Below are 25769 nucleotides of genomic sequence, written 5' to 3'. Positions count from 1 at the left end.
GTCTGAATCGTCCCCGAGCGGCGACGGCGACGTGGGGACGAGTGCTTCAACCCCACAAGGGTTCGTCTGAATCCGACACTTCGACCGTGATGTAGCCGTCCGGACCGGGCTTCAACCCCACAAGGGTTCGTCTGAATCGGCTATCAGGCCCGTCGTCCGCCCGCGTCTGGACGGGGCTTCAACCCCACAAGGGTTCGTCTGAATCTGTTATCGATGGACTCGTCGTATGTGACAGTAAATATGCTTCAACCCCACAAGGGTTCGTCTGAATCCAGCACCAGTAACCCAAGAACAAACCCGATTGTGAAGCTTCAACCCCACAAGGGTTCGTCTGAATCGACCGTCTGTCTCCTCAAATCGCCACTTCTCCTTGTCGCTTCAACCCCACAAGGGTTCGTCTGAATCCGACCACGTCGTGGAGGTACTGCGCGTCCGACTGCGAGCTTCAACCCCACAAGGGTTCGTCTGAATCCGGAGCGGTCCCGGGGCGGCGCCGGCTCGATGTTGTCGCTTCAACCCCACAAGGGTTCGTCTGAATCGATCGTCGAAGTCGCAAGAGGGACAGACGTACCCGCCGCTTCAACCCCACAAGGGTTCGTCTGAATCTACCGACGAGTCCGCCGTCACCACCGCCGGGAGACGGCTTCAACCCCACAAGGGTTCGTCTGAATCCTTGCAGTCGCACCCGACCGCGAACGAGCCTCGTCCGCTTCAACCCCACAAGGGTTCGTCTGAATCCCGGCGAGCGGGGTTCATCGACGTTTCGCAGCACGTGCTTCAACCCCACAAGGGTTCGTCTGAATCGTTCGGGCAGTTGGACGACGTGTCCATCAACCAGGCTTCAACCCCACAAGGGTTCGTCTGAATCTGCGTCCAGCGACGAGCGCGGGGGTATCACGACCATCGCTTCAACCCCACAAGGGTTCGTCTGAATCTCATCACGACCAAGGACAACGAGTCCGGGGTAGCGGGGCTTCAACCCCACAAGGGTTCGTCTGAATCTTAGACTGGACACCGTCGGAGCGCCCTGGTTCCAGGCGCTTCAACCCCACAAGGGTTCGTCTGAATCTACGTAGAGAACGTCACGTACGGCGATTTCACGGGGCTTCAACCCCACAAGGGTTCGTCTGAATCACGGTGAGTGAGACCGCCGACGGAGATCTCTGCGAGCTTCAACCCCACAAGGGTTCGTCTGAATCCGACCAAGAAGACACGGTGAACACGACCGACCAAGCAGCTTCAACCCCACAAGGGTTCGTCTGAATCCTCGCGGACGAAGTCTTCGAGGGGGAAGGCTCAGCGCTTCAACCCCACAAGGGTTCGTCTGAATCACCTTCGGCCCGGCATACTCGTGACGTTCTTCGAGTTGCTTCAACCCCACAAGGGTTCGTCTGAATCACAACCCGGAAGCGACCACGCGGGAGACGTTGCACAAGCTTCAACCCCACAAGGGTTCGTCTGAATCGATACCGCCGTGGGTACTGGCGTCTCCGAATCGGACCGCTTCAACCCCACAAGGGTTCGTCTGAATCGGAGGGGGAGTGCATGTTCTGCCACACGGGGGAGGAGCTTCAACCCCACAAGGGTTCGTCTGAATCACGACGGAGGACCTCGAAGAGTCCGATCATATCTCGGCTTCAACCCCACAAGGGTTCGTCTGAATCCGCCCCTCGGCAAGATACCAGTTGACCATCTCGTCCGCTTCAACCCCACAAGGGTTCGTCTGAATCCGGGTCCTGGAGTGGCTTCGCGCTGTTTTCCCGGTCGCTTCAACCCCACAAGGGTTCGTCTGAATCCCGACGAGAGCACCCCCTCGAGGCCGACCGTCTCCTCGCTTCAACCCCACAAGGGTTCGTCTGAATCCGTTCCAGACCAGCCAGACGGGGCTGAGCCGGCGGGTGCTTCAACCCCACAAGGGTTCGTCTGAATCGCCCACTCGTGCTTGTGGCTCCGATACTTCCGCGGGCTTCAACCCCACAAGGGTTCGTCTGAATCCACGGACACGGTTGGTTCGACAGATGCTCCCCCAAACGCTTCAACCCCACAAGGGTTCGTCTGAATCCAGGTCTACGACACGCAGGCAGTCGTTCTTCCAAGGCTTCAACCCCACAAGGGTTCGTCTGAATCCGAGATACGACGTACAAGGTGATTCGCTATCTCGCGCTTCAACCCCACAAGGGTTCGTCTGAATCTCCTCGAGCACGAGCTGCTGATGGCACTGGCAGTTGCTTCAACCCCACAAGGGTTCGTCTGAATCAGCTGGGCCCGTCGACGTGACGTTCAATGTAGAGGCCGCTTCAACCCCACAAGGGTTCGTCTGAATCGACGATGGACGCCGAAGACGCGCTGCACCCGAACGGCTTCAACCCCACAAGGGTTCGTCTGAATCCATCGTGTACCTGGACACCGCGACCGGCCTGGACGCGCTTCAACCCCACAAGGGTTCGTCTGAATCGTTGGCGAGCGAGCCAATCTCGCGGAGTCGTTCGCGGCTTCAACCCCACAAGGGTTCGTCTGAATCGGACTGGGACACGCGCCGGCTCAACGACGCCTTCCAAGCTTCAACCCCACAAGGGTTCGTCTGAATCGCGTAGCCGGGGACCGCCTCGACGCGCCGCGCGACGCTTCAACCCCACAAGGGTTCGTCTGAATCCCGTGGATGATATGGTTGACACGGGGTGGGCCTACTGGGCTTCAACCCCACAAGGGTTCGTCTGAATCTTCCGTCTCGACCTCGACCGCTTCGACCCGGTACAGGCTTCAACCCCACAAGGGTTCGTCTGAATCAAACCGACCTTTGCCTACCCTGTCGTCGTGTGATCGCTTCAACCCCACAAGGGTTCGTCTGAATCAACTCGACGCCCTCCGGTCCGAGGTCGCCGACCTCCGCTTCAACCCCACAAGGGTTCGTCTGAATCCCCGTCGGTCTGAGCCTCGACGATGCTCATGGGTCGCTTCAACCCCACAAGGGTTCGTCTGAATCGGTCAACGCGGGCGACCCGAGTTCCACGGGACAGTGGCTTCAACCCCACAAGGGTTCGTCTGAATCCACAACTGCGGGGGCTGCACGGTCTCCGACGAGCGGCTTCAACCCCACAAGGGTTCGTCTGAATCCGTGACGTGCGAGGAGCACCGCGGGCAGTACCTCGAGGCTTCAACCCCACAAGGGTTCGTCTGAATCCGTTCATCGACGGCTCTCACGGAGGGCTGCAGAACGTGCTTCAACCCCACAAGGGTTCGTCTGAATCCCCAACGAGGAACCCGTAGACGAGCGTGACATGGACGTGCTTCAACCCCACAAGGGTTCGTCTGAATCCTCGACCTGCGTGTAGACCATGCAGTATTCGCGGAGGCTTCAACCCCACAAGGGTTCGTCTGAATCGCCCGACGAGACGGACGAGACGGACCCCGACGAGACGCTTCAACCCCACAAGGGTTCGTCTGAATCGCAGCTCGCTGTGCTACGACCGGCACCGGAGCGAGCTTCAACCCCACAAGGGTTCGTCTGAATCCGCTCCTGTTGCATAAAAGGGCGTATCGTATCACGCTTCAACCCCACAAGGGTTCGTCTGAATCGCAGACCGCCGACGACGCGGAGGACACCACTCCCGATGCAGAGGAGCTTCAACCCCACAAGGGTTCGTCTGAATCCGTTCATCTGGGAGGACGCCCCCCAGGGCGTCCACGAGCTTCAACCCCACAAGGGTTCGTCTGAATCCCGGGGACGTCGTCCCAGGCTCGGAATCCCATCGGGTGCTTCAACCCCACAAGGGTTCGTCTGAATCCGCCGGAGAACTACCCCGGCGGCCCGGACGGTGGGGGCTTCAACCCCACAAGGGTTCGTCTGAATCACCATCGACGACGTCCGCCGGGCGCTGCGGCAGGCGCTTCAACCCCACAAGGGTTCGTCTGAATCTCAGAGCGCCGAGTGCTAACACAACCGAGGAGAAGCGGCTTCAACCCCACAAGGGTTCGTCTGAATCGCGGTTCGCCCGGCACGGCCGCGACTGGCTACAGAAAGCTTCAACCCCACAAGGGTTCGTCTGAATCCCTCGGGCAGTCCGAGGACCTCCGGAAGCGGTACGAGCTTCAACCCCACAAGGGTTCGTCTGAATCGAGGCACCCGCCACCGAGGAGGCCGACCCCGTGGACGCTTCAACCCCACAAGGGTTCGTCTGAATCGTTGTAGGCGTATCGCGCCATTCCGCGCGCGAAGTAGCTTCAACCCCACAAGGGTTCGTCTGAATCCGCAAGTTCCCGGGGACGCTCACCGTGTCGGACAACGCTTCAACCCCACAAGGGTTCGTCTGAATCCCCCGACTTCGACGGCGGCGACTACGCGCCTCACTGGCTTCAACCCCACAAGGGTTCGTCTGAATCGGATGGAGAGGGGTGGTAACCCATGAGCACTACCGGCTTCAACCCCACAAGGGTTCGTCTGAATCCACTTCGGATATGGTGACGGCACTAACGCAGACGTGGCTTCAACCCCACAAGGGTTCGTCTGAATCTCCGAACGGCCGCAGGTTGAGGACGCCGCCCTCGCCCGCTTCAACCCCACAAGGGTTCGTCTGAATCCAAACGCGTCGTCTGCCTCGGGGCGCGTGTCGAAGCTTCAACCCCACAAGGGTTCGTCTGAATCCGACCCCAAATCCGTTGACATCGTGTGTCCGGACTGTGCTTCAACCCCACAAGGGTTCGTCTGAATCACGCGGAATTGGAGACGGCACTATGACCGAACGCAAGCTTCAACCCCACAAGGGTTCGTCTGAATCCTGTGATTTTCCAGCCGCGCGTTTCGCCCGGCCCGGAGCTTCAACCCCACAAGGGTTCGTCTGAATCGCGGGGATGTTCTCGACCGTCTCGAACGCAAACGTGCTTCAACCCCACAAGGGTTCGTCTGAATCACGTCCACAAGTCCCACCGCGTCGAACGCCCGGAGGCTTCAACCCCACAAGGGTTCGTCTGAATCGGCCGCTCGTCGAGCGCGCCGGCCCCGGCCAGCAGACGCTTCAACCCCACAAGGGTTCGTCTGAATCACAGCAGGTGAAGGCCGACCCGCACCACTCGCAGGCTTCAACCCCACAAGGGTTCGTCTGAATCTACCCGTGTGGTGCGACGGGACGTGTGCAATGGTCCGCTTCAACCCCACAAGGGTTCGTCTGAATCGATCGTCACGCCACGGTTCTCCTTCCGGACCGTCCGCTTCAACCCCACAAGGGTTCGTCTGAATCTTCAGCCACCAGGCGAAGATCCGCGACCTCTCGGAGTGCTTCAACCCCACAAGGGTTCGTCTGAATCCATGGTGAAATCGGCCACCATATCCCCTGTAACTACGGTATTCACTTCACTATTTCCGTCGACCTCCAATACCCGTTCAACCCCTGGGGGTCGACATGCGTTAGAGAAATCGGCTGTCCTCGGCCGGGTCCTCACCATAGACGGCGCGGTTGAGCAATGAATCCGAGGAGAGTTCGTAGACGACTACCGACTCTCCCGTCTGCAGCAGGTCCTCGATCTCGCCTTTGAGCGTGGCGAGGTCGCCTTCCGAGATCTCGCCTTCGAGCACCGAGTTCTGCACGTGGATGAGGTAGCGCCGACAGAGCGTGAGCATGCGGTGGGTTCGGTCCGCCTCCATATCGTAGACGACGATGACGTACATCTACCACCACCGGCGGAACGGGTCGTACGACTCTCCCGTCAAGAGGTGTTTCTTCAGTTTGTACGCCTCCAACCGGAGCAGGTACTGATAGCTCACCTTCCGGTTCAGCTCCGGATGTTCGACGGTCCGCTCGAGAGTCTCCTCGAACTCCTTGAGGAACGTCTCCCGACCGCCCTCGTCGAGGAGACACGAGTCCAGCTCCTCGCGGAAGTCGTCACGGGAGATCTGTTTCCGGTTCACCAGCCGAAACAGCAGTCTGTCGGCCAGCACCGGCTTGAACAGATCCGCGATGTCGAGCGAAAGCGAGTACCGGCGCTCTCCGGGTTCGTGGAGGTAGCTCACCGCCGGGTCGAGCGCGGTGGCGCGGATGGCCGACACGCAGTTCGCGTAGACGAGACTGTTTCCGAAGGAGATCAACGCGTTCACCGGGTTCGGTGGGGGGTTGTACTCCCGGCGATCGAACGAAAAGGAGTCCGGGAGGACGGCGTCGAACGTCCGGTAGTACGCCCGGCGTGCGCTCGCCTCGACCCCCATGAGTTGTGAGATGTCTTCGGCGTCGCCGACGCGTGTCGCCGCGGCGTCGAGGTCATCGAGAACGCCGTCGAGTTCGTACTCCCGACTGTCGTAGTAGGTGACGTTCGTCCGCATGTTGTGGATGCTGCCGCGGACGAACGCCGACGCGATCCGCTGTCGGTGCTCGGGGTCGTCGTACGCGCGCACCTGCTCGACGACGGTTCGGCCGCTCGTCTGCCCTCGCTCCGGCATCAGCGACCCCGCATAGCGGTCGTTCCAGCCGAAGACGTGGACCGCGACGCCGTGGTCGTTCAGGAACGACATTAGGCGCGTGTTGTAGTTGACCTGCCCGTGAAGGTAGACGGCCTCCGCGTGCTCGACGGGGATGTGTTTCTTCTCGCCGTCCTCGGTCTCGAGCCGAACCGTGTCCTCGCTCCGTTCGATACGGCCATCGGAGAAAATGTGGTAGTTCTTGTCCATGGTTAGACCCAGCAGAAGTCGCGGTACGCACACGACTCACAGTATGGTTTCTCAGTTGCTTCCGGGGGCGAGTCGGCGGTGACGATACCGTGGATCCCGCGGATCGCCGACTCGACTTTCTCGCGCCGCTCGGGAGTCAGGCGTACCTCCTCCCGTCTCCGCTCGGTCGGATGCGCCAACACCCCCTCTCGTCGTACTCCCAGCACCCGATCGAGATACCAGAGGTAGTACGAGAGCTGCATTCGGGCCGGCTCCGTGAGCGTCGAAGAGGGTTTCACCTCGATCACCCGGTCGTCCTCAAGCAGGTCGAGAGAAATCATCCCGAGTCGGAGGTTCTCCCGTGTGCGCTCGCCGTATGAGGAGTCGTCGACGCGCGTCCCGCGGGCGACGCTCGGGTTCTCCCGGTCGATCTCGACGTTCCGGCTCTCGAACCAGAGCTCCCGTTCACAGACGTAGTAGTACTGCATCATCACGCCCGTGACGCGGAACGGGTCGTCGACGGCGTCCCCGCGGGCCGTCGCCAGCAACCGAGAGACGGGGCTGTCGCTCACAGCAACCGGGCCTCCACGCTTGTGTCGGGGACGACGGCGCCGTCGGTCGCGTCGAAGTAGCCGTCGCTCCTGCCCGGCCGACCGTCCAGAACGAGACGGTCGGCGTCCGGAAACAGCGGCTCGCATGCGGCGAGCGCTTCGAGCGTCTCGTCGTCACCGGGGTAGACCGGGATCGAGACCTGCCATTCGGCGGTCCGCTCGACGAGCCGGTCGAGTTCGTCCCACCGGAACTCGTTGTACGCCGCCCGTATCTCTTCGATCGTCTCCCGTTCGCCGGCTGTCCGTGCGACGAGGAGGTCGACGGCCGGCCGCTCGTCGATGAGCGAGAGCCTCCCGAGCGTCTCGGCCTCGGCGCGCTCGAGGTAGTCGACGTACTCGTCGGTACCGACGTCTCGTGCATCGAGGAGCTCGAAGTAGCGCTCGACGGCGTCCCGCGTCACGGCGGGCTCGGACATCGGCTCTCCGTCGTACACCGTCTCGAGAGCCTGGCCGGTCAGCTTCGTGAGGCTCTCGCCGCGGCCGTACACCGCACTCGCAGGTGTAGTTTCCCGGTCAGACGGGGGCGCGAGTTGCCAGACGGTGACTCGGCCACGGGCTCGGTCGTAGGAGCGGTTGCACCGGCCAGCTGCCTGTACCAGGCTGTCCATGGGGGCGAAGTCCCGTACCACCTCGTCGAAGCTCACGTCGACGCCCGCCTCGACGAGCTGTGTCGAGACGAACAGCACCGGCTCGTCCGCCGCGGCGAGGTCGGTCGCGACGTCGATGAGGTGTCGGCGGTCACACGGTCTGTGGCGCGTCGTGAGGTGGATCAGCAGCGGCTCGCCCGCTCGTCGTCGCCGATCGATCTCGGCGATCGTTCGCTCCGGGCGGAGCGACTCGGTCGCCTGTCCTCCATCGGCGAGCAGGTCGGCATACACCTCGTTGACGTTCAGCACGGACGCTTGGTCGGCGACGGCCGTCGTGAGCTCGCGTGCGCTGTCGATGGTGTTGCAGATCGTCAGCACCGAGGAGCCGTCGTCGACCCGATCGACGAGCAGCTCGCTGGCCCGGTCGTACGGGAGCACCACGCTTTCGCTGTTGCCCGCATCGACGGCGGGGCCGTCCGTTCGACCGGGGAGCATCGCCACCGCCGAGGGGTGCAGCTCGAAGTCGAGCCGGTCCAGCTCGGCGTAGTACGGGTCGGGGTCCGGAACGAGCGAGAACGGCTCGCGACCGTCCGTCGAGAGGAGCTTCGGCTGTGTCGCCGTCATAGCGATGACCGAGGCGCCGTACTCCTCGGTCAACAGCTCGACCAGGCGATCCACGAGCGGCCACCACTCCAGGGGAAGCGCCTGCGGTTCGTCGAGCACTATCACGCTCCCGTGCAACGATGGGAGCTTCATCGAGCGGCTGTTGGTCGGGCCGGCGAGGCTCTCGAACAGTTGGACGAACGTGGTGACGACCATTCCGGAACGCCAGCTCTCGCCCAACAGGGCGGCGACGTTCTCGACGGCGTCGTCAGCCACTTCCTCGGCGGAATCGGGCGGCGAGACAAGCGTGTCGGCGAGATGGTGGTCGACGGTGACGCGGTCGGCTCGCTCGCCGGGATCGAACAGGTTGCGGCTCTCGTCTGCCACCTGGTCGATGATCGACGTGTACGGCAGCGCGTAGACGAGTCGCCCCTCGGACGGGTTCGACGTGTCCTCCGACCGCTCGCTCAGGAGGGTCAGCGCGGCGTCCAGTCCGGAGAGGGTCTTTCCCATCCCGGTCGGCAGCGTCAGCGTCGCCACACGTCGATCGGCGGCGGCGAACGCTTCCGCGCGGGCGTGGATCGTCTGCCGGGCGGCCTCACGTCGTTCGTTCATCCGCTCGGTTCGCGAATCGAGGTCGAGTTCGGCGTTCCCCTCCCGGATCTCTGCGACGTGATTGTCGATCGCCTGCCGCTGGGGCGGCGACGACTGGTAGGCGTCCCGGCCGATCTCGACGCCCGTGGAGAGGCTCGCGGCGCTCGCCTTGTCCGCGAACACGAGCGCGCTCCAGACGTTCAGCAGCGCCTCGTAGAACCCCTCGGGGAGCTTCTCCGGGGCCGGACTATACCGCCGACCGCTACACGCCGGATTAGCGAGCCATAGGAACTCCTGCGTCGACTCGGCGCGGGCAAGCCGCTCCCGAAACGCCTCCCACCCGCCACCGCCCGCGGTCGCACAGTCGACGACTGTTGCCGCGAGCTCCGGAACGGTCTCGTCGATGTTGTCGGCCTGTTGCAGGGCGTCCGCCCGGAAGAGGGTCTGCGGCCGGCTCGACTGTTCGATCGCCGCTCGATGGACGTAGTCGGCGGCATCGGGGAGCCTGCCGTGGTGTCGTGCGACCGCAAGGAAGCCCACAAGCGCTTCCGCCCCGTCGAAGCCACGCTCCGTGAGCGCGTAGGATGCGAGCAGGCTCCCGATGGGTGCGTGGTGTTTCGGTCCCCCGGGATCACCGTCGTTCAGGTGTTGCTGGAACCAGCTCGTGAGCTTCCCGAAGTCGTGAACCACCGCGACCGTCTCCGCGAGCTCCCGCAGCGAGTTCCCCGCCGGCGTCTCGGCGTCCGCCGGCACGAGCCAGCCAACCCGTTCCCGAACGTCCGAGAGATGCCTGTCAAGCGGTATCGGCTCCCCGTCCGGCCCGCGGTGTGACGGCCGCTCCGTGAACTCCGTCACGGCGACAGTCCTCGCCAGTTCACGAGAACATCACCCGGCGCCCATCGACCTCCCGGGTCTCGATGTCGTGTACCCGCAGCGGCTCCGCTCCGGTTGCGTAGGCGAGCGACTGGAACGCTCTCGTCGTACGACCCCCTTCGTCGGCGGTCATGAACGCCGGCGACCGCTCGACATTCACCTCCGTGTCGGGCTCCAGTTCGACGCTGTCGACCGCTTCCACGACGGCCGAGTCGACTCGGGTGGTCTCCCGCGCTTTCGGCGTCACGTCGAACTCGCCGAGGTACGTCACTTCGGCGAGATGCTCGGAGAGTCCGAGGCTCGGCGAGTAGTACGACGTGCCGTCCTCGAGACGGGCTCGAAGCCGCTCCCGCAGGTGGTCGTCCGCGAGTCGAAGGTCTATCCGGTAGGCGGGATCGACCAACAGTTCGTAGTTGTGCTGTTGACGCAACTCCGTTGGGTCGGGCATCGAGATGCGCGCGTGCCCCCGGCTGGGCATCGTCGTCATGTGCTCTTTGGCCGTCGAGAGCGTGTTCTGGGGCACGTTCATCGCCCGGAGCTCCTCGATAGGCTCCACAGCGACGGCCGAGGCCGAGGGACCGAACGCCTCGTAGTAGCTGTCCCGCTCCAGCCCGAGCATCGCGGCGACCAGCCCGGCGACGGTCGTCCGGGGGATGATCCGGTATGTCTGTTTAACGATATTGCCCTCGACGCGTCGGAAGTGGCCCCACTCTCCGCGCAGTTCGAAGGAGAGGCACGTCTCCGGCAGCGCGGCGCCGGCGTCGTCAGTCCCGTCATCGAGTGACGCTCGGGACATCACTCGGGCATCGTTTCGGCGGCCTCGTCGTAGACGTCAACGACTTCGACCGTGTCGTCGCCGACCGCCTCCCGGAGGGCGTCGTAGAAGCCGTGCTTGCCGATATCGTCGCCTGCGGTGGACACCTCATCACCGACGGTCACGTCGAGCACGTCGCTCGCGACGACACGGACGCGGGCGATACGGTCGGCGTGGCGGCCGAGCCGGGAGACGAGGTCGGTCGCGTCGAGGGTGAACTCCCGGACGTTCCTGAGTTCGTCGGCCGGCACCGACCGCTCCTCGTCGATGTCGAGGTCGCGGGTGAGCCCGCCGAGGTGGAAGCTCTCGTCCTCGTACTCGACCCGGAGGTAGAGCCGAGGTTCCTGCCCGACCTTGCTCCGGCTGATGGTCTGGTTCTTGATGGCGCGCCACGGCAGCGTGTCGAGTCGCTCCACGTCCGCCGTCGAGAGCTTCGTGTCGGCGGCGCCGTGCTCGTCGACCAGGCCGTGAAACGCGATGAAGCCGTACTGGATGCGGTGGTCGTCGAGGTCGAACCCGCCCTGTTCCTTGCCCTCGCCCGTCGCGATGACGCTAGTGAGGCTGTTGTACTCCTCGTTCTCGGTGACGGGGTGGAGCGTCTTCGCGGGCGAGAACTGGACGGGACCGGTGAAGTGGTCCGGGAGGTAGTCCTCGAACCCCTCGTAGCTTCCCTTCATGTCGACGCTCATCGTCGCGCCGAAGTAGCGCACGTCCGCGCTGGCGTCGAGGAACGCCCCGAACACCTCCTCGCGGAGTTCGGCTTCCTCCTCGTCGTCGAGGGTTCCCAGGTCCCAGTCGTCGGGGTCGAGGTCACGCATCCGGTCGGCGAGCAACTGCTCGCGGGAAGACTGCTTTCCCTGGTCGTTTTTCACGTTCCGGACGTAGACGCCGTGGCCGTCGTCGTCGAGCTGATCGCGGAGGTAGCGCTTCAGTCGCACGTCCGTCACGACCGCCCGCTGGGTCTCGGGGTCGATGCGCGGGCGGTTCGCCCCGCTCAGCGGATTGCCGTTGGGATTGGCGTCGACGGCGTCATAGCAGAACACGATCTCGGAGCGATTCGTCACTGGCTCGTAGCTGTCGTCGGCGTATGTGTCGCTCATGCGTCTTCCTCCTCGGCTGCGGATCGGTCGTCGGCCTGTTCGTCGTCGTCGCTGCTCGCCCAGTTGTTCATCCCGTAGGCGACCCCGAGCGAGTAGTAGAACCGGAGGTCGGTCGTGTCGAGCGTCCAGTCGCCGTCGATGTCGATGCGCGGGAGGGTCGTCACCAGCCGGTCGACGACCTCGCGGTACATCGTCCCGGCCATGTTGTTCTCCCGCGAGTAGACGACGTTCTTGTCCAGGACGTCGCTGGCGAGCCGTTTCAGCTTCGACTCGGTGACGGCCTTGATCGGGTACTGGTCGATGAGCGTGGTCGAGCGACCCTCACTCACCTGCTGGTAGCCGGTCACCTGGCCAACCAGCGCGCCGAGGAGGAAACTGCCACGGCGCTCCGGTTGGTCCTCGGAGAGGGCCGGAGTCCGTTCGAGGAACTGTTCGAGTTTCGTCTCCCGTGCCGCCGCGACGTTCCCGCCGTCGGCTCGGGCTGGTGTGTCCTGTTGCATAGTGGTCGACTGCTCGTCGGTCAACTGGGGCGGTTCTGCGACTGCCGTGTACGCGTCGCGTCCGGTCAGCAAGCCTTCAGTGGCGAGCGCACAGAGTTGTGCGTACTGTGCGGCGACTCGAAAGCCCGGGAACCCCTCGCTCTCGTCGTTCAGGAGCCGGTCGACGTACTCGGCGAGCACCGTCTCGGCGTCGAGCGGCTCCCCGGAGAGGACGGCGACGAGCGCCCGGATCCGGTAGTCGTCGGCGCTGGCGTCGTCGTCGTCGGCCGCGTCGAACGTCTGCTCGAAGTACCACCCCGTGGCGAGCGTTCCCAGCAGCGCGTTCTCGTCGGGGACGAAGACGTCCCAGTTGTCCGGTGTCGGGAACGCGGCTCGTAGTCGCGGGTCGGGCAGATCGGCCCCGCCCTCCGCGTCGTACAGCCACGACCGAAGGACCCGTTCGTGTGCCCGGGCGAGCTCGACCGGCGAGAACAGTGTCCCGTCCATGCTGTCGCCGAACACGTCGAAGCGCTTGGTCTGGTGTTCCATCACCGCGGCGACGTAGAACCGGAACCGCTCGCCGATCTCTCGGAGTCGTGGCGCGTTCCGGTAGCTCCGGTACGCGCTTTCGACCGGCGTCATGTCGTCTTCGTGAACGAGGTCGTACAACAACTGGTAGAGGTCCCTCGCGTCATCCGGCCCGAGTCGACCGAAGAAGTACGGGAGGTAGTAGACGTTCGCCCCCATCGTGTAGTAGTCACAGGCGTCGACGAACGTGCTCGCGTTCATCAGCGTCACCGCGACGTCCTCGGAGACTGGATGGGTTCGCCACGCCTCGTCCGGATCGAAGCCCGGGAACTTCTCGAGCTGCTTGCCGAGGAAGTAGTTCAGCGGGTCCTCCGCGGTCCCCACCGTCGGCCCTCGCTGGCCGGTCACGAGGTCGGTCGCTTCGCCGACGGAGTTCGTGGCCTCGCCCTTCGAAACCAGCTTCGATCGCTTGCGCGCCCGCATCGCCTCGTTGAACACCGGGCTGGCCTCGCCCGGCAAGCGGTACTCGCCGTCCGGCTCGAGCTTGACCGCCACGGTCGTGAGCGCGGTGGTCTTGCCGTCGAGCTGCTCGCCGACGCCAGCCTCGATACGGTCACGGAGCCCCTCCTGCTCGCCGAGGGCCGCCAGGGCTTCGACGATCCAGCCGTCCTCGTGGTCCAACGCGGCGTCCCGGATCACCTCGTCGGCCGCCCACGCGGTGAGTCGCTCGTGGAGGTACTCCGAAACCTTCTCCGGCTCCTTGTTCTTGCCCGTTCGGTGGGTGACGCTGTGATCGAACCCCGCGGCGGCGTTGAACCACGCGTGAGCGACTGCCTCGACTTTCTCCTTGCCGTATCGTTCGACGGCGACGGGCTGATCGGAATCGAGCGTGGGTTCCTCGCCGCTCAGATCGACCCGAAGGGAGAGCAGGCTCTCCGGCTCGTCGAACAGGTCGGTCGACTGCTCCGGGGTGAGATACGCCGCGTACTCGCCGCCGCCTGCGGTCGCAAGCGTGTAGAGCCGCCCGTACACGTACTGAAGGTCACGGAGCGAGGTGATCGGCCGGTTCGGAAGCTCCGCGGCCAGCTTCTCGTCGTCCTCGTACTCCTCCCTGAATTCACGCGGCTCGGGGAGCAGGCTCATCCGTGGACCTCCGGCGCCGGTTCGCCGTACGGGTCGCGCTTCTCGACGAGATTACAGAACCCCAGCCCCAGCGCGTTACGCTCCCCGAGTCCGCAGTCCAGCGCGAGGTTCAGATGGCGACGGTGGTCGTCGTCTCTGACGGTATACCCGAACCGCCACTTTGAGAGGACGTACGTCAGAGTTTGGTCGGTCGTCACCTGCAGCGGGACGGCGAACGTCTTCAGCAGTTCGAACCCCTCGAAGAGGTCGCCGTCGGTCTCGCTCGGCCCGGGGAGGTAGTCTGGGCCGAACAGGCCGTGCTTCTTGTCGAGGTTCGACGTCAGCTGTTCGCGCAACGGTTCGACGGTGTGTTCCGGCCGCCAGTACAACGCCTCCTCGCCGGAGTTGTCGATCCCGTAGTCCTCACAGCGCCACGGCGGGATGCGGACCAGGAGTCCGGTCCCCGTCTCGATCGTGCCGCCGCTCCCCGGTTCGCCGACGTCCGGCGAGATCGCCGAGAGGTCCTCGACCGTGAACGGCATCTCCCCGACGTTCAGTTCGGGGTTCTCCTGGAGGTCAGTCGTCACCGCGGAGAGGAGTCCCTCTTCGGGCGCCGAAACGATGAGGGTTCGCTCGTCGCCCTCGGCCATGTCCCGAGGCGGGAACGGGTTGCTGAACGCGAATCCCGGCGGATCGTTCGTGTCGTGTGCCGATTCGTACTCCGTCCCCTCAAGGGCGCTCCAGAGACGCCCACGGAGCTTGTGGTGATAGTCGTTCTGGTAGGCTGTATCCGCCCTCGCTCGGAGACGAGCGATCACTCGCAGGGCGGATCACCTCGATTGGGAAGAGTCACGAGACGAACAACTGACTATTCTATGAATTCATTAAGGTTTCTATAAATTCATTTCTGTCGGGTTGAATTAGACGAGAGAGGGAGAGGAATTACTAACAGCTCAATTGGTTTCGATCATCGGGATAACGTCGTCTTCGCATCGGAGCTGTCGGCGGGGTTCCGAACGGAGTTGTGGCTGTTCGAGGTACCCGACGGAATCGATTCGAGACTGTCCGGAATTCCCTCTTCCTCGGTAACACGGCTACCGAAGACACGCAGTGCCGTCCGGTAGTCGGGTTGGTACTCTCGTTCTCGTAGGTGATGTTGATCCATCGGGAGAAATTCTCCGCGGCGTCTTTCGTCGTGGAGGGAGTCCGCGAGACCGCCGACGACTTCGGCCACACGGGTACAGTGGCCCAGGAGTTTTCTCGTGTCGATACTCGGTGTACTCCCGCTTCAGGAGACACAGGGTGTCGCGGAATTCAAGAAGAACACTCCGATGGTCGTCGCTGAGGTCGCTGGAGTTCTGGATGCGTTCGCGGAGGGATTCGACTTTGGCTCTGGTGTTGCCCACGCCGATGTCTTCAATATGATAAGTGAGGCCAGGAATATGATGTACACATCCCAGCCTGGGCTCTTCCGTTCTCACACCAGCAAGTTCGACTAGCGACGCTCTCCGCTCACGAATCCCGAACGGCATCAGTCTGCGACGTCGCCGCCTCCCAGGACGTCGTCTTATCGGCGACACGCGGCGCGGCCATCGGATCCGGCATCGTCGGCTGATCGCCGGGTAACGGCTGCTCCCGCCAGTCGCCGTTCGGGTACTCGCCCTCGTCAGCCAGTTCCGCGTGCTCGTCGAACACCGCGGTCACCTCGGCGCTCCCGGCGCTCGCGTCCGTCTGAATCCCCTCGGGCAGGCTCGTGGCGAACTCGTTTCCCGCGAACTCGTTCCCCTCGCCCGCGGGCTCTCCGAGCGCGAGGTCCGCGACGCCCGACCCGCTCACGCGGTTGTTCCGGACGACGTTGCCCGACGGCTCGACGACGTTCGGCTGTGCGACGACGCCGAAGTGCTCGTGGTCGGTGACGTCGTTGTCCTCCACGACGTTCTCGGAGCCGCCCCAGAGCACGATGCCCATCCCGAACGTCTGGAACGTGAGCGACTTCGCGGGGGCGTCCCGGTTGTCGTTGCCGGTCACCTCGTTGCCGACGATGGTGGAGGCGCGCTCGGGCGACTCGCTGTCGCTCAGCGTGTTCGGGACGATGCCGGCCATGTTGTTCCGCCAGAGCGAGTTCCGGATCGTGAGGTCCGGGCCGGTGCTCGTCCCCGAGTAGCCCATCGCGTTGTGCTCGGCGACGACGTCGTCGATGACGGCCTCGTAGGGCTGGTTCCGCCCGAGGTAGTAGCCCGCGTCCGGGTGGCCCGACGCGTAGCTGTGTTCGAACCGACCGTCCCGCGACCCGTAGGCGTAGATGCCGTAGTTGCCGTTGTTCGAGGCCGTGAGGAAGCTGCCGCGGAACCCCTCCACCTGCGTCCAGTAGAAGCCGTTCACCTCGTAGTTGCGGGCGGTCACGTTCTCGACCGCGACCCCGTCGGCCTGGACGTGGACCGCGTGGGTTCGCTCGAACCCGCCGTCGAGCAGGACCCCGTTCCGGTCCTCCCCTCTGAGCGTGATGTCCGGCGTCGTGACGTCCACCTCCTCCGCGTAGGTGCCCGGCGAGATGAGGACGAGATCGCCGGCCGCGGCCGCGTCGACCCCGGCCTGAATCGTGTCGTGATCGGCCGGGACGCGGACGACGTCGTATCCCTCCTGTCGTGCGGCGACGGTGCCGACGCCGGGCACGCCGGCGACGCTTCCGAGGACTCCCATCGAACCGGCCGCGCGAAGGAGGCTCCGCCTGGTTCCGTTCATGACTGAATCGTCGGCGAGTTCGAGCGAACGCTCCTTCGGTATTTGTGTGCTACCGAGCGCTCCCGTCAATCGGCGACAACTTACCGGCGTCCGCCGGTTCGATACGGGACTGACCGAGAGAACTGGGAACGTCCGGCGGGAAAATCCGGGTGTCGAGCGTCGTCGGCCCCGAACCGGTCGGAGTCGAAAGCCAGCGGGAAGCGGCCCGAGTCAGTCGGCGGAGCCGTAGCCGTGTCCGACCAGCAACGTGACCGCGTGCAGCGCGAGCAGGCCCGTGAACGTGACCGCGTACTCGCCCACGAGGTTGGTGGCGACCATCGGGAGGTACGTCAGCGGGAGCAACGCTGCGAACCAGAACGCGACGACGCGCACGAGTTCGGCGGCGCCGGCGGTGAGCGTTTCGACCCCGTCGCGGAGGGCGAGAGCGGGGGTGGTGGTGGCGACCGTTCGGAGGGCGTCAGTTGGTTCGGACGTGGACATGGGCTGGCTCCGTTTCACCCTGAGACGGCCACCATCGTATAAGGTGCAATTCCTTGGAACTGCTTCGCGTCAGTTCGCGGTAAGCCCACCGTTCACGGACCGTTCACCGACGGGCCGTGACGTTTTACGAACCGCTCAGAGACGATCAGACGTTTCATAACGTCTTCAGAGTTCGTAAAGTCGTCATACAGATCAGTTGTCATATCCCGTCCCGGTGGCGGCGTCCGGGATGTCAGCGCGCTCGACGGGGAGGCCGAGTTCCTCGAGCGCGGCCTGCATGTGTTCGTCGTCGACGTAATCCGCGCCGGCCGCGACGCGCTTGGACTGGGAGAGCGCCAGCACCTCGCCGCGCCGGTCGTCGGGGATGGCGTACTTGTCCACGACCAGTTCGATGGTGAGCCCGTTGTGATCGCGGGTGTACAGCGAGTGGAACGCGCCGCGGTCGAACTCGTTGAAGCCGTGTCCCTCCTCCTGCAGTGCGGCCTTGATCTCGTCCAGTTCGCCCGCCTCGATGCTGAACGCGAGGTGGTGGACGGCGCCGACGCCGGTCCGCTGGGGCGCGGGGTTCGAATCCCGGTCGTCGGTGACGAAGAACGTCAGGATCCGGCCGTCGCCGGTGTCGAAGAACAGGTGGGTCACCTCCGGGGCGTCGAGGTTCGGCTGTCGCAACACGAGCGACATCCCGAGCACGTCGCGGTAGAACGCGACCGTGTCCGCCTCGTTGCTGCCGATGAGCGTGATGTGGTCGGTTCCCGTGGTGTGAAACGCGCTGTCGGGCGTCTCCGCGGTGACTGGTATCTCGGAGTCGGCCATACCGACCGAACGTGTGCCAGCCACTTAGCCGGACAGGAGACATCGGTGTCACCGGGTGATGGCGAGCGAGCGCGTCACCGAGTGATGGAAAGCGCCTACCGGAGGTCCTCGATGAGCGTCTCCGGGATCAGTCGAAGGACGCTCGCCGGGAGCAGACCGACGAGCGTCTCGCCGCCGTCGACGAGTGGTCGCCGGAACGCGGCGTAGGCGGCCGAAATCCCCAGCAGCGCCACCACGCCCAGCCGCGCGTTCCCGTCCAGCGCGGCGAAGGACGGCAGGCCGACCGCGAGCGCGAGCATGAAGTCCTCGGGCGCACCGTCGTAGCGGATCCAGCGACGCGGCGGTCGCCAGCGACCACGGAGGTGGTCGTACAGCGCCCGATCCGAGGTCGCCTCCCACGGCCGGAGTTCGAGCCCCCCGCCGAACACGTCGGTCGCGGCGTGGACGGCCGCGGCGGCGAAGAACGTCGCGGCCGCGATCGCCATCCAGGCGGGGAGGACCAGCGCGCTCAGAGCGGAACTCGCCGCCAGCGCGGCGTAGCCGACGGGAAAGTGGAGCGTCCGCCGGTGGACCGCCAGGACGTCGAGGTCCGGGAACGCCCCGCCGAGCGCGGCCGCGAGCAGCACCGGACCGCCGGCTTCCGGAACCGTCGCCAGCACCCCGAGCCCGATCAGCACGCCCACCAGGGCGTGCGTCGTCGCCATCATCGGCTTCGAGTACGTCGCTGAACCGGATAAACGGCGCGGGCACCCGAGCGGGGACGGGAAAGCGCGCGGCGGAGACGTAGGTTTTTGTCGTGCTACTCCGTACCACACCCCCATGCGACTCATCATCGTCGGCTTCGGCCGCGTCGGCTCGCGGACCGCGCGGGTGCTGGCCGAGGAGGGCCACGAGGTCGTCGTCGTCGACGACGACCCGGAGAAGGTCGACCGCGCCCGGTCACGCGGGTTCACCGTCGTCGCGGGCGACGGCAGTACCCCCTCGGTGCTGCGGGAGGCCGGGGTCGAGGAAGCGGTCGCGGTCGGCGGACTCACCGGCGACCCGAACGTGAACTTCGAGGTGTGCATGCTCGCCAAGGAGTACGGCTGTCGGACGGTCATGCGGATCTCCGAGGACTTCCGGGAGGAGGTGTACGACGAGTACGAGCGCGCGGTCGACGAGGTGATCTACCCCGAACGGCTCGGCGCGGCGGGCGCGAAGACGGCGCTGCTCGGCGGGAACTTCAACGCCATCGGCGACCTGACCGAACAGCTCCAGGTCGTCGCCGTCGCGGTGCCGGAGGACGCGCCGGTCGTCGGCCAGCCCGTCCACGACATCGCCCTCGACGGCGCGCGGGTGTACGCCCACGGCCGAAAACGGGAACCGCTGACCATCCCGATGCCCGGGATCACCGTCGAAGCGGGCGACAGGCTCGCGCTCATCACCGAGACCGCACGGGCGGAGGACACCCGGAACGCGCTGCTGGGCGGCTGAGACGGACGCCAGTCCACCGGGACGGCGAACGACCGAGCCTCCGGCTCGGCGAGTCGAGCGTCGAAAGGGGTGGGTGTCGGGTGTGCCGGGCGCGCGGTGTGGAGTCGAACTGAGGCCAGTCCGGGAACGAACCCAGGCCCCGCGGTCGATCCGCGGGGTCGCATCGTCGCGCCCGGATGGGACGTTTCCCGGTGCCACCTTAAATTATCGTCAGACGCACGCCAGGTGTCTGACGCCTCGCGTGATCGGAGGTGCTGGAACCGTCCGGATCGGCCCGGAGAAACGGGCAACCGTCTTACCCGAGGCGTCCCGATCGGACTCCATGGAGACGTGGGCACGGCTGTTCGAGCGGGCCGACGGACTCGACCTCGAAGAGAGCGACGTGATCGACGCGCTCGGGGGCCACCGCGATGCGTGAGGGTCGGCGGTGGTCGCGGTGAGCAGCGAGCCGGACCGGCCTGAGCCGTCGCCGGCCCGGGTGGTCGCCGACGCGGACGTGCTCGCCGCCGATCTGCTGGTCGGGGGCGACGCGCGAACGGCGCTGGACCACCTCCGTCGCCACTCGTGGACGACGCTCGTGGCGAGCGATCCGCTGCTTACCGACGCCGAAACCGTGATCGAAACGCTCGCCGACGAGTCGCTCGCGGCGGACTGGCGCGAGCGCGTTGATGCCTGGCGCGAGCCGGTCGAGCACCCGGAGGGCGACCAGCCGGCGCTCGCCTCGGCGTATCGCGGCGGCGCGATGCACGTCATCTCGTTCGACGACGGGCTCACCGGACCCGGTGCGGGCGCGGGGCTCCGCGAACGCTTCCCCGTGAGCGTCCGCGAGCCGGCCGCGTTCGCTACGCTGTTCGACGCCGAGAGCCTCCACGCGGCGGTCGTCAGTGGTCCGTATCCAGGACCGGACAGGGATCCGAGGCAGTAGCTGACAGGCGGCGCGTTCGTGTCCCGCGTCGGTGCGCCCCACACCCGTCCCGGCCGACGCGGGGTCGTCGTCAGGTCACGGGGGCGCTGGTCCCGGCTTCCGATACGAACGTTCGCTCCCGAACGCGGGGTATCGAGGCCGGATGATGGCGTTCGGGGAAGGACACACGCGTCGCTAGCGCCCCTGAACCCACTCCGCGAACTTCCCGAGCGCCCTCCCCCGGTGGGAGACGGCGTTCTTCTCGGCGGCGTCCATCTCGGCGAGCGTCTTCCCGTCGTGTTCGAAGATCGGGTCGTAGCCGAACCCGCCGTCGCCGCGCGGGTCGACGATCCGGCCCCGGACCGTGCCGGCGAACAGTTTGACCGGGAGCGCGCGCTCCTCCTGCTCGCCGCGTTCGGCGCCGGTGGCCGCGGCGGCGACGCGGTCCTCACGGTCGACGGCGTCCGGGCTGGCGTCGAACTCCTCGCCGTCGCAGTAGGCCAGGACGCAGCGGAAGGCGGCGCGTCGCTCGTCGTCGAGTTCGCGTGCGACGAGTCGCTGAACGGTGTCGACGCCGAGCGTGTGTTCGACGAACGCGGAGTACGGGCCGGGGAAGCCGTCGAAGCCGTCGACGAACAGGCCGGCGTCGTCGACGAGCACCGGCTCCCCGGCGTGGCGGTACGCCTCGCGGGCACCGTGGGCGGCGATGGGGCCGAGGTCGTCCGCCTGGACCTCGGTGTAGTCGAACTCGAGCTGGGCGACGTCGTCGCCGAGGTACTCGCGCGCCTCGCGGACCTTCCCCTCGTTCGTCGTGACGTACCGGAGCATTCCTGTCGGGAGTCCGCGGGCGTGGCTGTTAGCGGCGTCGATAGCGGACGGAACCGACGTGGGTGGCCGGGCGGGAGGCGTCTTGGGGCGCCGTGGGTCGTGCGGCGAGTACGGCCACCCCCGCGAGCCTTTTACCGAATCCGGCCGACGTGTCGGTATGACCCGCGAGCCACCGGCGGACCGTGAGGCGGCCGTCGGCGACCCCGTCGTGCGCGGCGACCCCGCGGTCACGGGCGAGCGGGCCGACGCCGCCGTCGGGTTCGATCCCGAGGACGAGGCGAGCCTCGCGGAGGCGGCCGCGACGGTGACGCGCTTTTCGACGGACGAGGTCGGCGACGAGGACAACGTCGTGATGCTCCGCGGGGCGGCCGCCTGCGCCGCGCTCGTGCGCGGGACCGGCTCGTACAAGTCGGCGGCAAAGCGCGCCAGCGACGGCGACGACGAGGTGCCGGTGTCGTTCATCCGGAAGTGGGCCCGCGTCCACGACCTCCCGCAGGCGATCCGGCGACACGTCGCCCGCGGCGAGTTGGCCCCGACCGCGGCCAAACACATCGCCCGGACCCCGGGCGAGGCCCGCTTCGCGCTCGCCTGGGCGGCGCTGGACGCCGACCTCACGGTCAGGGAGATCAGGACGCTCGCCTCCCGGGTGAACGACGGCACGGCCGCCGAGACCGCGTTGCGAGAGCTGGGCGTTCCGCTCGGCCGGATCGAGGTCGACCTGCCGTTCGAGGCGTACCGCCGCCTCCGGGTGCGGGCCTCGCTGGAGAACCGCGACCCCGGCGACGTGCTCGCCGAGGCGCTCGACGCGTACCGGCCCGAGTAGGCGATTTTCCGCGGACTCAGCCCGCGTTCTCGCCGGCGAGGAACGACTCGGCGGTCGCCGAGAACACGTCTCTGGCCCGCTCGACCTCCGGCCAGCGGATCGTCTCGTCCGGGAAGTGCGCCTGGTCGATGCTCCCCGGGCCGAACACGACCGTCGGGACGCCGGCGGCGACGTAGTGGCGCGAGTCCGCGCCGTAGGTTGCACCCCTCGGCTCCGTGCCGTCGAGCCCCGCGTCCCGCATCGCCGCCTGCAGGGATCGAACGACCGGCTCGTCTGCGGCGACCTCGGCGGGTTCGAACTGCACGGAGAAGCGCTCGAACTCAGGCGGATGCTCGGCGAGCCAGTCGTCGCCCGCGACGACCTCGGCGAGTCGCTCCTCGTACTCGGCCTCCACCTCGTCGACCGTCTCGCCGGGCGCGACGCCGAGCCGCCACTCGGCGGTGAGCGTGCCGGGAACCGTCGAGGACCACGACCCCGCCGCGACGCGCCCGCAGACGACCGGCCACGGGACCGGGTGGTCGTACAGCGGGTGGGTGACGCGCTCGGTCCGCTCGGCTTCGAGTTGCTCGAACGCCCGTCGAACCGTCTCGAACTTCGGGAGCGTGTCGACGCCGCGCCAGCGCGTCGCGGCGTGGGCCGACCGGCCGTGGAGCCGGAGTCGCTTCATCACGCAGCCCTCCGTCGCCGTGACGGGGCGGAGTTCGGTCGGTTCGGCGATGATCGCCGCGTCCCGGTCGAACGGGTACGGGTTCGACAGCGCGGCGGCGGCCGCGCCGACGCCGCCCTCCTCCTCGCCGGCGACGGCCTCGACGACGACCCGGCCGTCGACGGCCGGGTCGCGCTCGCGGAGGTCGAGCGCGGCGAACAGACACGCCGCGAGGCCGGCCTTCATGTCGGCCGCCCCGCGGGCGGTGAGCGTCTCCGTCCCGCCGTCGCCCGCGACCCCCTCGTCGCTTCCCCCACTCGCGGCGTCCCAGACCGGTTCGAACGGGTCCGAGTCCCAGAGGTCGGCGTCGGCGGGCACGACGTCGAGGTGCCCGTTCAACACCAGCGTCGGGCCGGCGTCGGGGTCGCCGAACTCGAGGACGCCCGCGACGCTCGGCCGCCCCTCGGCGTCGATCTCGGCGGGGTCGTCCGGGAACGACGGATGCTCGGCCAGCGTCGCGGGATCGGCCTCCCACTCGTACGTCTCCATGCCTGCGTCGGCCATGCGGTCGCGGAACCAGGCCGCCGCGGGGGCTTCCCGCCCGCCGGTCGTGTCGAACCGGCAGAGTCGCTCGGCGACGGCGCGGAGGTCGAGGTCGGTCACGTGGGAGGCGTCGTGGAGGGGTGGCGTAAGCGTTGGCCTCCCGGCCGGGAGAAGGGGCGAACGGACGGGCAGGAGACCGAGCGAGCGTGTGAGCGGGTGACCGGGTGAGTGTGAGCGGGAGAGCGAGGGCGGCGGCGGTCACACCGGCGGGCGCGGCCTGCCGTTGCAGGCCGAGCGACTACCCACGTCCGGAGCGGCCTTCGGGTGGATGCAAACCGTCTTTCACCTCATCACCGGCGACCCCGGGGGGCAGGACACGACGCTCACGCTGGCCGAGAACCTCGCCGACGACGAGGACGTCGAGATGGACGACGTCGTCGTGCTGGCACAGGCCGACGGCATCACGCCGCTCACGGCCGACGGGTCACACGAGGACCGCGTGCGGTCGCTCCAAGAGAAAGGCATCGCATTCGTCGCCTGCGGGAACACGCTCGAACTGCGGGACCTGACCCGCGAGGACCTCGTGGACGGCGTCGACGTCGTCGACTCGGGCGTCACGGAACTCACGCTGCTCCAGAGCGAGGGGTACGCCTACATCAGGCCTTAGGTCGCGGGCCACGTCCCTCCACCCATGACCGACTTCGACCTCGTCGTGCTCGGCGGCGGCACCGGAAACCTCGTCGCCGCGGCCGGGGCGGACGCCGGCCTCGACGTCGCCATCGTCGAACGGGACGGGCTGGGCGGGACCTGTCTCAACCGGGGCTGTAACCCATCGAAGAAGCTCATCCACCACGCGAACGTCGTGGAGACGGTCCGCGGGGCCGACGCGTTCGGCGTCGACGCGACGCTACACGACGTCGCGTTCGAGGAGATCGTCGAGCAGGTGACCGACGTCATCACCGAGGAGGCCGAGTCGAAGGCCGCGGAGGCGCGGGCGAACGAGCACGTCACGTTCTTCCGGACGACCGGCCGGTTCGTGGACGAGCGGACCGTCGAACTCGACGCCGGCGGCGCTGGGGGTGGGTCCGACGGTGGAAGTGGAGCCGACGGCGACGACGGCGGTGACGGGCCCGGCGGGCGACGGATCACCGGCGAGACGGTCGTGCTCGCGGGCGGGTCGCGGCCGCTGGTCCCCGACTCCATCGACGGGACGGACGACGTGGCGTTCCTGACGAGCGACGAGGCGCTCAGGCTGGGGTCGCTCCCGGAGCGCCTCGTCATCGTCGGCGGCGGCTACATCGCCGTCGAACTGGCCCACTTCTTCGGCCAGATGGGGTCGGAGGTGGTCGTCGTCGGCCACGGCGACGTGCTGGTGGACCGCGAGGACCGCGACATCGCCGAGCGCCTGACCGAGGTGTACGCGGACCGGCACGACCTCTACCTCGGGCACAGTGCGACCGCGCTCGCGGAGGCGGACGGCGAGGTCGTCGTGGCCGCCGAATCCGACGAGGGCGAGGCGCTGACGGTCCGGGGCGACGAGGTGCTCCTGGCGACCGGCCGGCGGCCGAACTCCGACGCCTGGAACGTCGACGCCGCGGGCATCGAGACGGACGAGACGGGGTTCGTGGAGACGAACGAGTACCTCGAAACGTCGGTCGACGGCGTCTGGGCCATCGGCGACATCGCGGGCAACTACATGTTCAAGCACTCGGGCGACACGGAGGCCGAGTACGTCGTCGAGAACGCGATCCGCGGGAACCGTCGAGCCGTCGAGTACCCCGGGATGGCCCACGCCGTCTTCGGCTCCCCGGAGGTCGGGAGCCTCGGGCGGACCGAATCGGAACTCGAGGAAGCCGGCCGCGAGTACGACGTCGGCGAGTTCACCTACGACGAGACGGCGCTGGGCGTCGCGCTGGAGTCGGACGCCGGCTACGCGAAGGCGCTCGTGGGGCCCGACGCCGAGGTGCTGGGCTTTCACGTCGTCGGCCCGCACGCCTCGATGCTCGTCCACGAGGTGAGCACCGCGGTCGCGGCCGGCGGCGACGCCGAGCGAATCGCCGAGACCATCCACGTCCACCCGGCGCTCTCGGAGGTCGTGCAGGGCGCGTTCCGTGACGTGTACGACGTCGCCCCCTCGGGAATCTGATGGTGGATTCGGGTGGCGGCTGTATCGTAAACGCTTATGCGGGCACGCCGGCAAGTCCGGGCGAGGGCTGGTAGCTCAGTTAGGGAGAGCGTCCGGCTTTTAACCGGACGGTCGGGGGTTCGAATCCCTCCCAGCCCGTTTTTCGGGGCACCACGGACGAGCGAAGCGAGGAGCCGCGTCGCCGAAAACGGGCTGGGAGGGATTCGACGGAGACGAGACGCAGCGCCGAGCGACAGCGAGGCGACCGTCTCGGCGTGGTTCGAATCCCTCCCATCTCTCCTTCCCCGTTGAACTCGATCCTCGATAGAACGGAGGTAGTCCGGGCAACGTCACAAATTCAGTTACCGGGCAGCAGATCACTACCCCTGGCGGTGATTTCGGCCTCGCCCTCCCTTACCTCGGAGCGAGCTCCTCGGAACTCACCCT

The 25769-nt window shown here is 66.5% G+C and carries 20 protein-coding genes, 1 tRNA gene and 1 CRISPR repeat array (1 of these 22 running past the window's edge); of the genes, 7 read left to right on the top strand and 14 right to left on the bottom strand.

The features are described from left to right. Nucleotides 1-5301: a CRISPR direct-repeat array (repeat unit 30 nt; unit sequence GCTTCAACCCCACAAGGGTTCGTCTGAATC) (it extends 881 nt beyond the left edge of the window). 100 nt (nucleotides 5302-5401) lie between these two features. The 8 genes from cas2 to cas6 are packed head-to-tail and all read right to left on the bottom strand — an operon-like array spanning nucleotide 5402 to nucleotide 14769. Further along, nucleotides 5402-5662 carry a CRISPR-associated endonuclease Cas2 gene (cas2, locus tag RJT50_RS02350; RefSeq protein ID WP_313693730.1) on the bottom strand — a complete coding sequence of 87 codons (261 nt, stop codon included), beginning with the start codon at nucleotides 5660-5662 and terminating at the stop codon, nucleotides 5402-5404. Then, nucleotides 5663-6655, bottom strand: coding sequence for a type I-B CRISPR-associated endonuclease Cas1b (cas1b, locus tag RJT50_RS02345; protein ID WP_313693728.1), 993 nt, complete (start codon nucleotides 6653-6655; stop codon nucleotides 5663-5665). Between the two features lie 2 nt (nucleotides 6656-6657). After that, complete coding sequence (gene cas4, locus RJT50_RS02340; RefSeq protein ID WP_313693727.1) at nucleotides 6658-7206, bottom strand: CRISPR-associated protein Cas4; 549 nt, start codon at nucleotides 7204-7206, stop codon at nucleotides 6658-6660. Next, complete coding sequence (locus tag RJT50_RS02335) at nucleotides 7203-9884, bottom strand: CRISPR-associated endonuclease Cas3'' (RefSeq protein WP_313693724.1); 2682 nt, start codon at nucleotides 9882-9884, stop codon at nucleotides 7203-7205. Before RJT50_RS02335 ends, cas4 begins: the two co-directional genes overlap by 4 nt. A 19-nt stretch (nucleotides 9885-9903) precedes the next feature. Beyond that, nucleotides 9904-10698: a type I-B CRISPR-associated protein Cas5b gene (cas5b, locus tag RJT50_RS02330; protein WP_313693722.1), complete on the bottom strand. Its 795-nt coding sequence runs from the start codon at nucleotides 10696-10698 to the stop codon at nucleotides 9904-9906. Next, nucleotides 10698-11816: a type I-B CRISPR-associated protein Cas7/Csh2 gene (gene cas7b / locus RJT50_RS02325; RefSeq protein ID WP_313693720.1), complete on the bottom strand. Its 1119-nt coding sequence runs from the start codon at nucleotides 11814-11816 to the stop codon at nucleotides 10698-10700. The genes cas5b and cas7b overlap by 1 nt, the downstream gene beginning before the upstream one ends. Beyond that, a complete protein-coding gene (gene cas8b, locus RJT50_RS02320) occupies nucleotides 11813-13966 on the bottom strand; it encodes a type I-B CRISPR-associated protein Cas8b/Csh1 (RefSeq protein ID WP_313693717.1) in 2154 nt (717 codons plus the stop codon). Before cas8b ends, cas7b begins: the two co-directional genes overlap by 4 nt. Then, nucleotides 13963-14769 carry a CRISPR-associated endoribonuclease Cas6 gene (cas6, locus tag RJT50_RS02315; RefSeq protein WP_425499718.1) on the bottom strand — a complete coding sequence of 269 codons (807 nt, stop codon included), beginning with the start codon at nucleotides 14767-14769 and terminating at the stop codon, nucleotides 13963-13965. The genes cas8b and cas6 overlap by 4 nt, the downstream gene beginning before the upstream one ends. Nucleotides 14770-15207: 438 nt before the next feature. On the opposite strand from cas6, the gene RJT50_RS02310 reads away from it, so the two are divergent. Further along, the gene (locus tag RJT50_RS02310) at nucleotides 15208-15444 is read left to right on the top strand and encodes a hypothetical protein (RefSeq protein ID WP_313693714.1); all 237 of its coding nucleotides are present in this window, start codon (nucleotides 15208-15210) and stop codon (nucleotides 15442-15444) included. Between the two features lie 13 nt (nucleotides 15445-15457). Here RJT50_RS02310 and RJT50_RS02305 read toward each other — a convergent pair whose 3' ends face one another. From RJT50_RS02305 to RJT50_RS02290, 4 genes are all read right to left on the bottom strand, one after another. Continuing rightward, nucleotides 15458-16687 (bottom strand): right-handed parallel beta-helix repeat-containing protein, encoded by a 1230-nt coding sequence (locus RJT50_RS02305; protein ID WP_313693712.1) that lies wholly within the window; start codon nucleotides 16685-16687, stop codon nucleotides 15458-15460. 210 nt (nucleotides 16688-16897) lie between these two features. Then, a complete protein-coding gene (locus RJT50_RS02300) occupies nucleotides 16898-17167 on the bottom strand; it encodes a DUF8028 family protein (protein WP_313693710.1) in 270 nt (89 codons plus the stop codon). 192 nt (nucleotides 17168-17359) lie between these two features. Beyond that, complete coding sequence (locus RJT50_RS02295; protein WP_313693708.1) at nucleotides 17360-17980, bottom strand: VOC family protein; 621 nt, start codon at nucleotides 17978-17980, stop codon at nucleotides 17360-17362. A 95-nt stretch (nucleotides 17981-18075) separates the two neighbouring features. Beyond that, complete coding sequence (locus tag RJT50_RS02290) at nucleotides 18076-18687, bottom strand: metal-dependent hydrolase (protein WP_313693706.1); 612 nt, start codon at nucleotides 18685-18687, stop codon at nucleotides 18076-18078. A gap of 112 nt (nucleotides 18688-18799) precedes the next feature. Here RJT50_RS02290 and RJT50_RS02285 point away from each other — a divergent pair, with 112 nt between their 5' ends. Then, entirely contained in the window at nucleotides 18800-19453 is a 654-nt protein-coding gene (locus RJT50_RS02285) for a potassium channel family protein (RefSeq protein WP_313693704.1), read from the top strand. Nucleotides 19454-19889: 436 nt separating this feature from the next. After that, entirely contained in the window at nucleotides 19890-20378 is a 489-nt protein-coding gene (locus RJT50_RS02280) for a PIN domain-containing protein (RefSeq protein WP_313693703.1), read from the top strand. A 174-nt stretch (nucleotides 20379-20552) separates the two neighbouring features. Here RJT50_RS02280 and RJT50_RS02275 read toward each other — a convergent pair whose 3' ends face one another. Further along, the gene (locus RJT50_RS02275) at nucleotides 20553-21185 is read right to left on the bottom strand and encodes a non-canonical purine NTP pyrophosphatase (protein WP_313693701.1); all 633 of its coding nucleotides are present in this window, start codon (nucleotides 21183-21185) and stop codon (nucleotides 20553-20555) included. A gap of 157 nt (nucleotides 21186-21342) precedes the next feature. On the opposite strand from RJT50_RS02275, the gene RJT50_RS02270 reads away from it, so the two are divergent. After that, entirely contained in the window at nucleotides 21343-22008 is a 666-nt protein-coding gene (locus RJT50_RS02270) for a DUF7119 family protein (RefSeq protein WP_313693698.1), read from the top strand. A 16-nt stretch (nucleotides 22009-22024) separates the two neighbouring features. Here RJT50_RS02270 and RJT50_RS02265 read toward each other — a convergent pair whose 3' ends face one another. Beyond that, nucleotides 22025-23317 (bottom strand): M20/M25/M40 family metallo-hydrolase, encoded by a 1293-nt coding sequence (locus RJT50_RS02265; protein WP_313693695.1) that lies wholly within the window; start codon nucleotides 23315-23317, stop codon nucleotides 22025-22027. A gap of 208 nt (nucleotides 23318-23525) precedes the next feature. Here RJT50_RS02265 and RJT50_RS02260 point away from each other — a divergent pair, with 208 nt between their 5' ends. From RJT50_RS02260 to RJT50_RS02250, 3 genes are all read left to right on the top strand, one after another. After that, nucleotides 23526-23864, top strand: coding sequence for a DsrE family protein (locus RJT50_RS02260; RefSeq protein ID WP_313693693.1), 339 nt, complete (start codon nucleotides 23526-23528; stop codon nucleotides 23862-23864). Nucleotides 23865-23888: 24 nt separating this feature from the next. Beyond that, a complete protein-coding gene (locus RJT50_RS02255; RefSeq protein WP_313693691.1) occupies nucleotides 23889-25343 on the top strand; it encodes a dihydrolipoyl dehydrogenase family protein in 1455 nt (484 codons plus the stop codon). A 64-nt stretch (nucleotides 25344-25407) separates the two neighbouring features. Continuing rightward, nucleotides 25408-25481: transfer RNA gene (locus RJT50_RS02250), tRNA-Lys, on the top strand. The last annotated feature ends 288 nt before the right edge of the window (nucleotides 25482-25769 follow it).

It is taken from the genome of Halobaculum sp. XH14 (assembly GCF_032116555.1).
Classification (GTDB): domain Archaea; phylum Halobacteriota; class Halobacteria; order Halobacteriales; family Haloferacaceae; genus Halorarum; species Halorarum halobium.
This window is presented reverse-complemented; position numbering and strand designations above follow the sequence as displayed.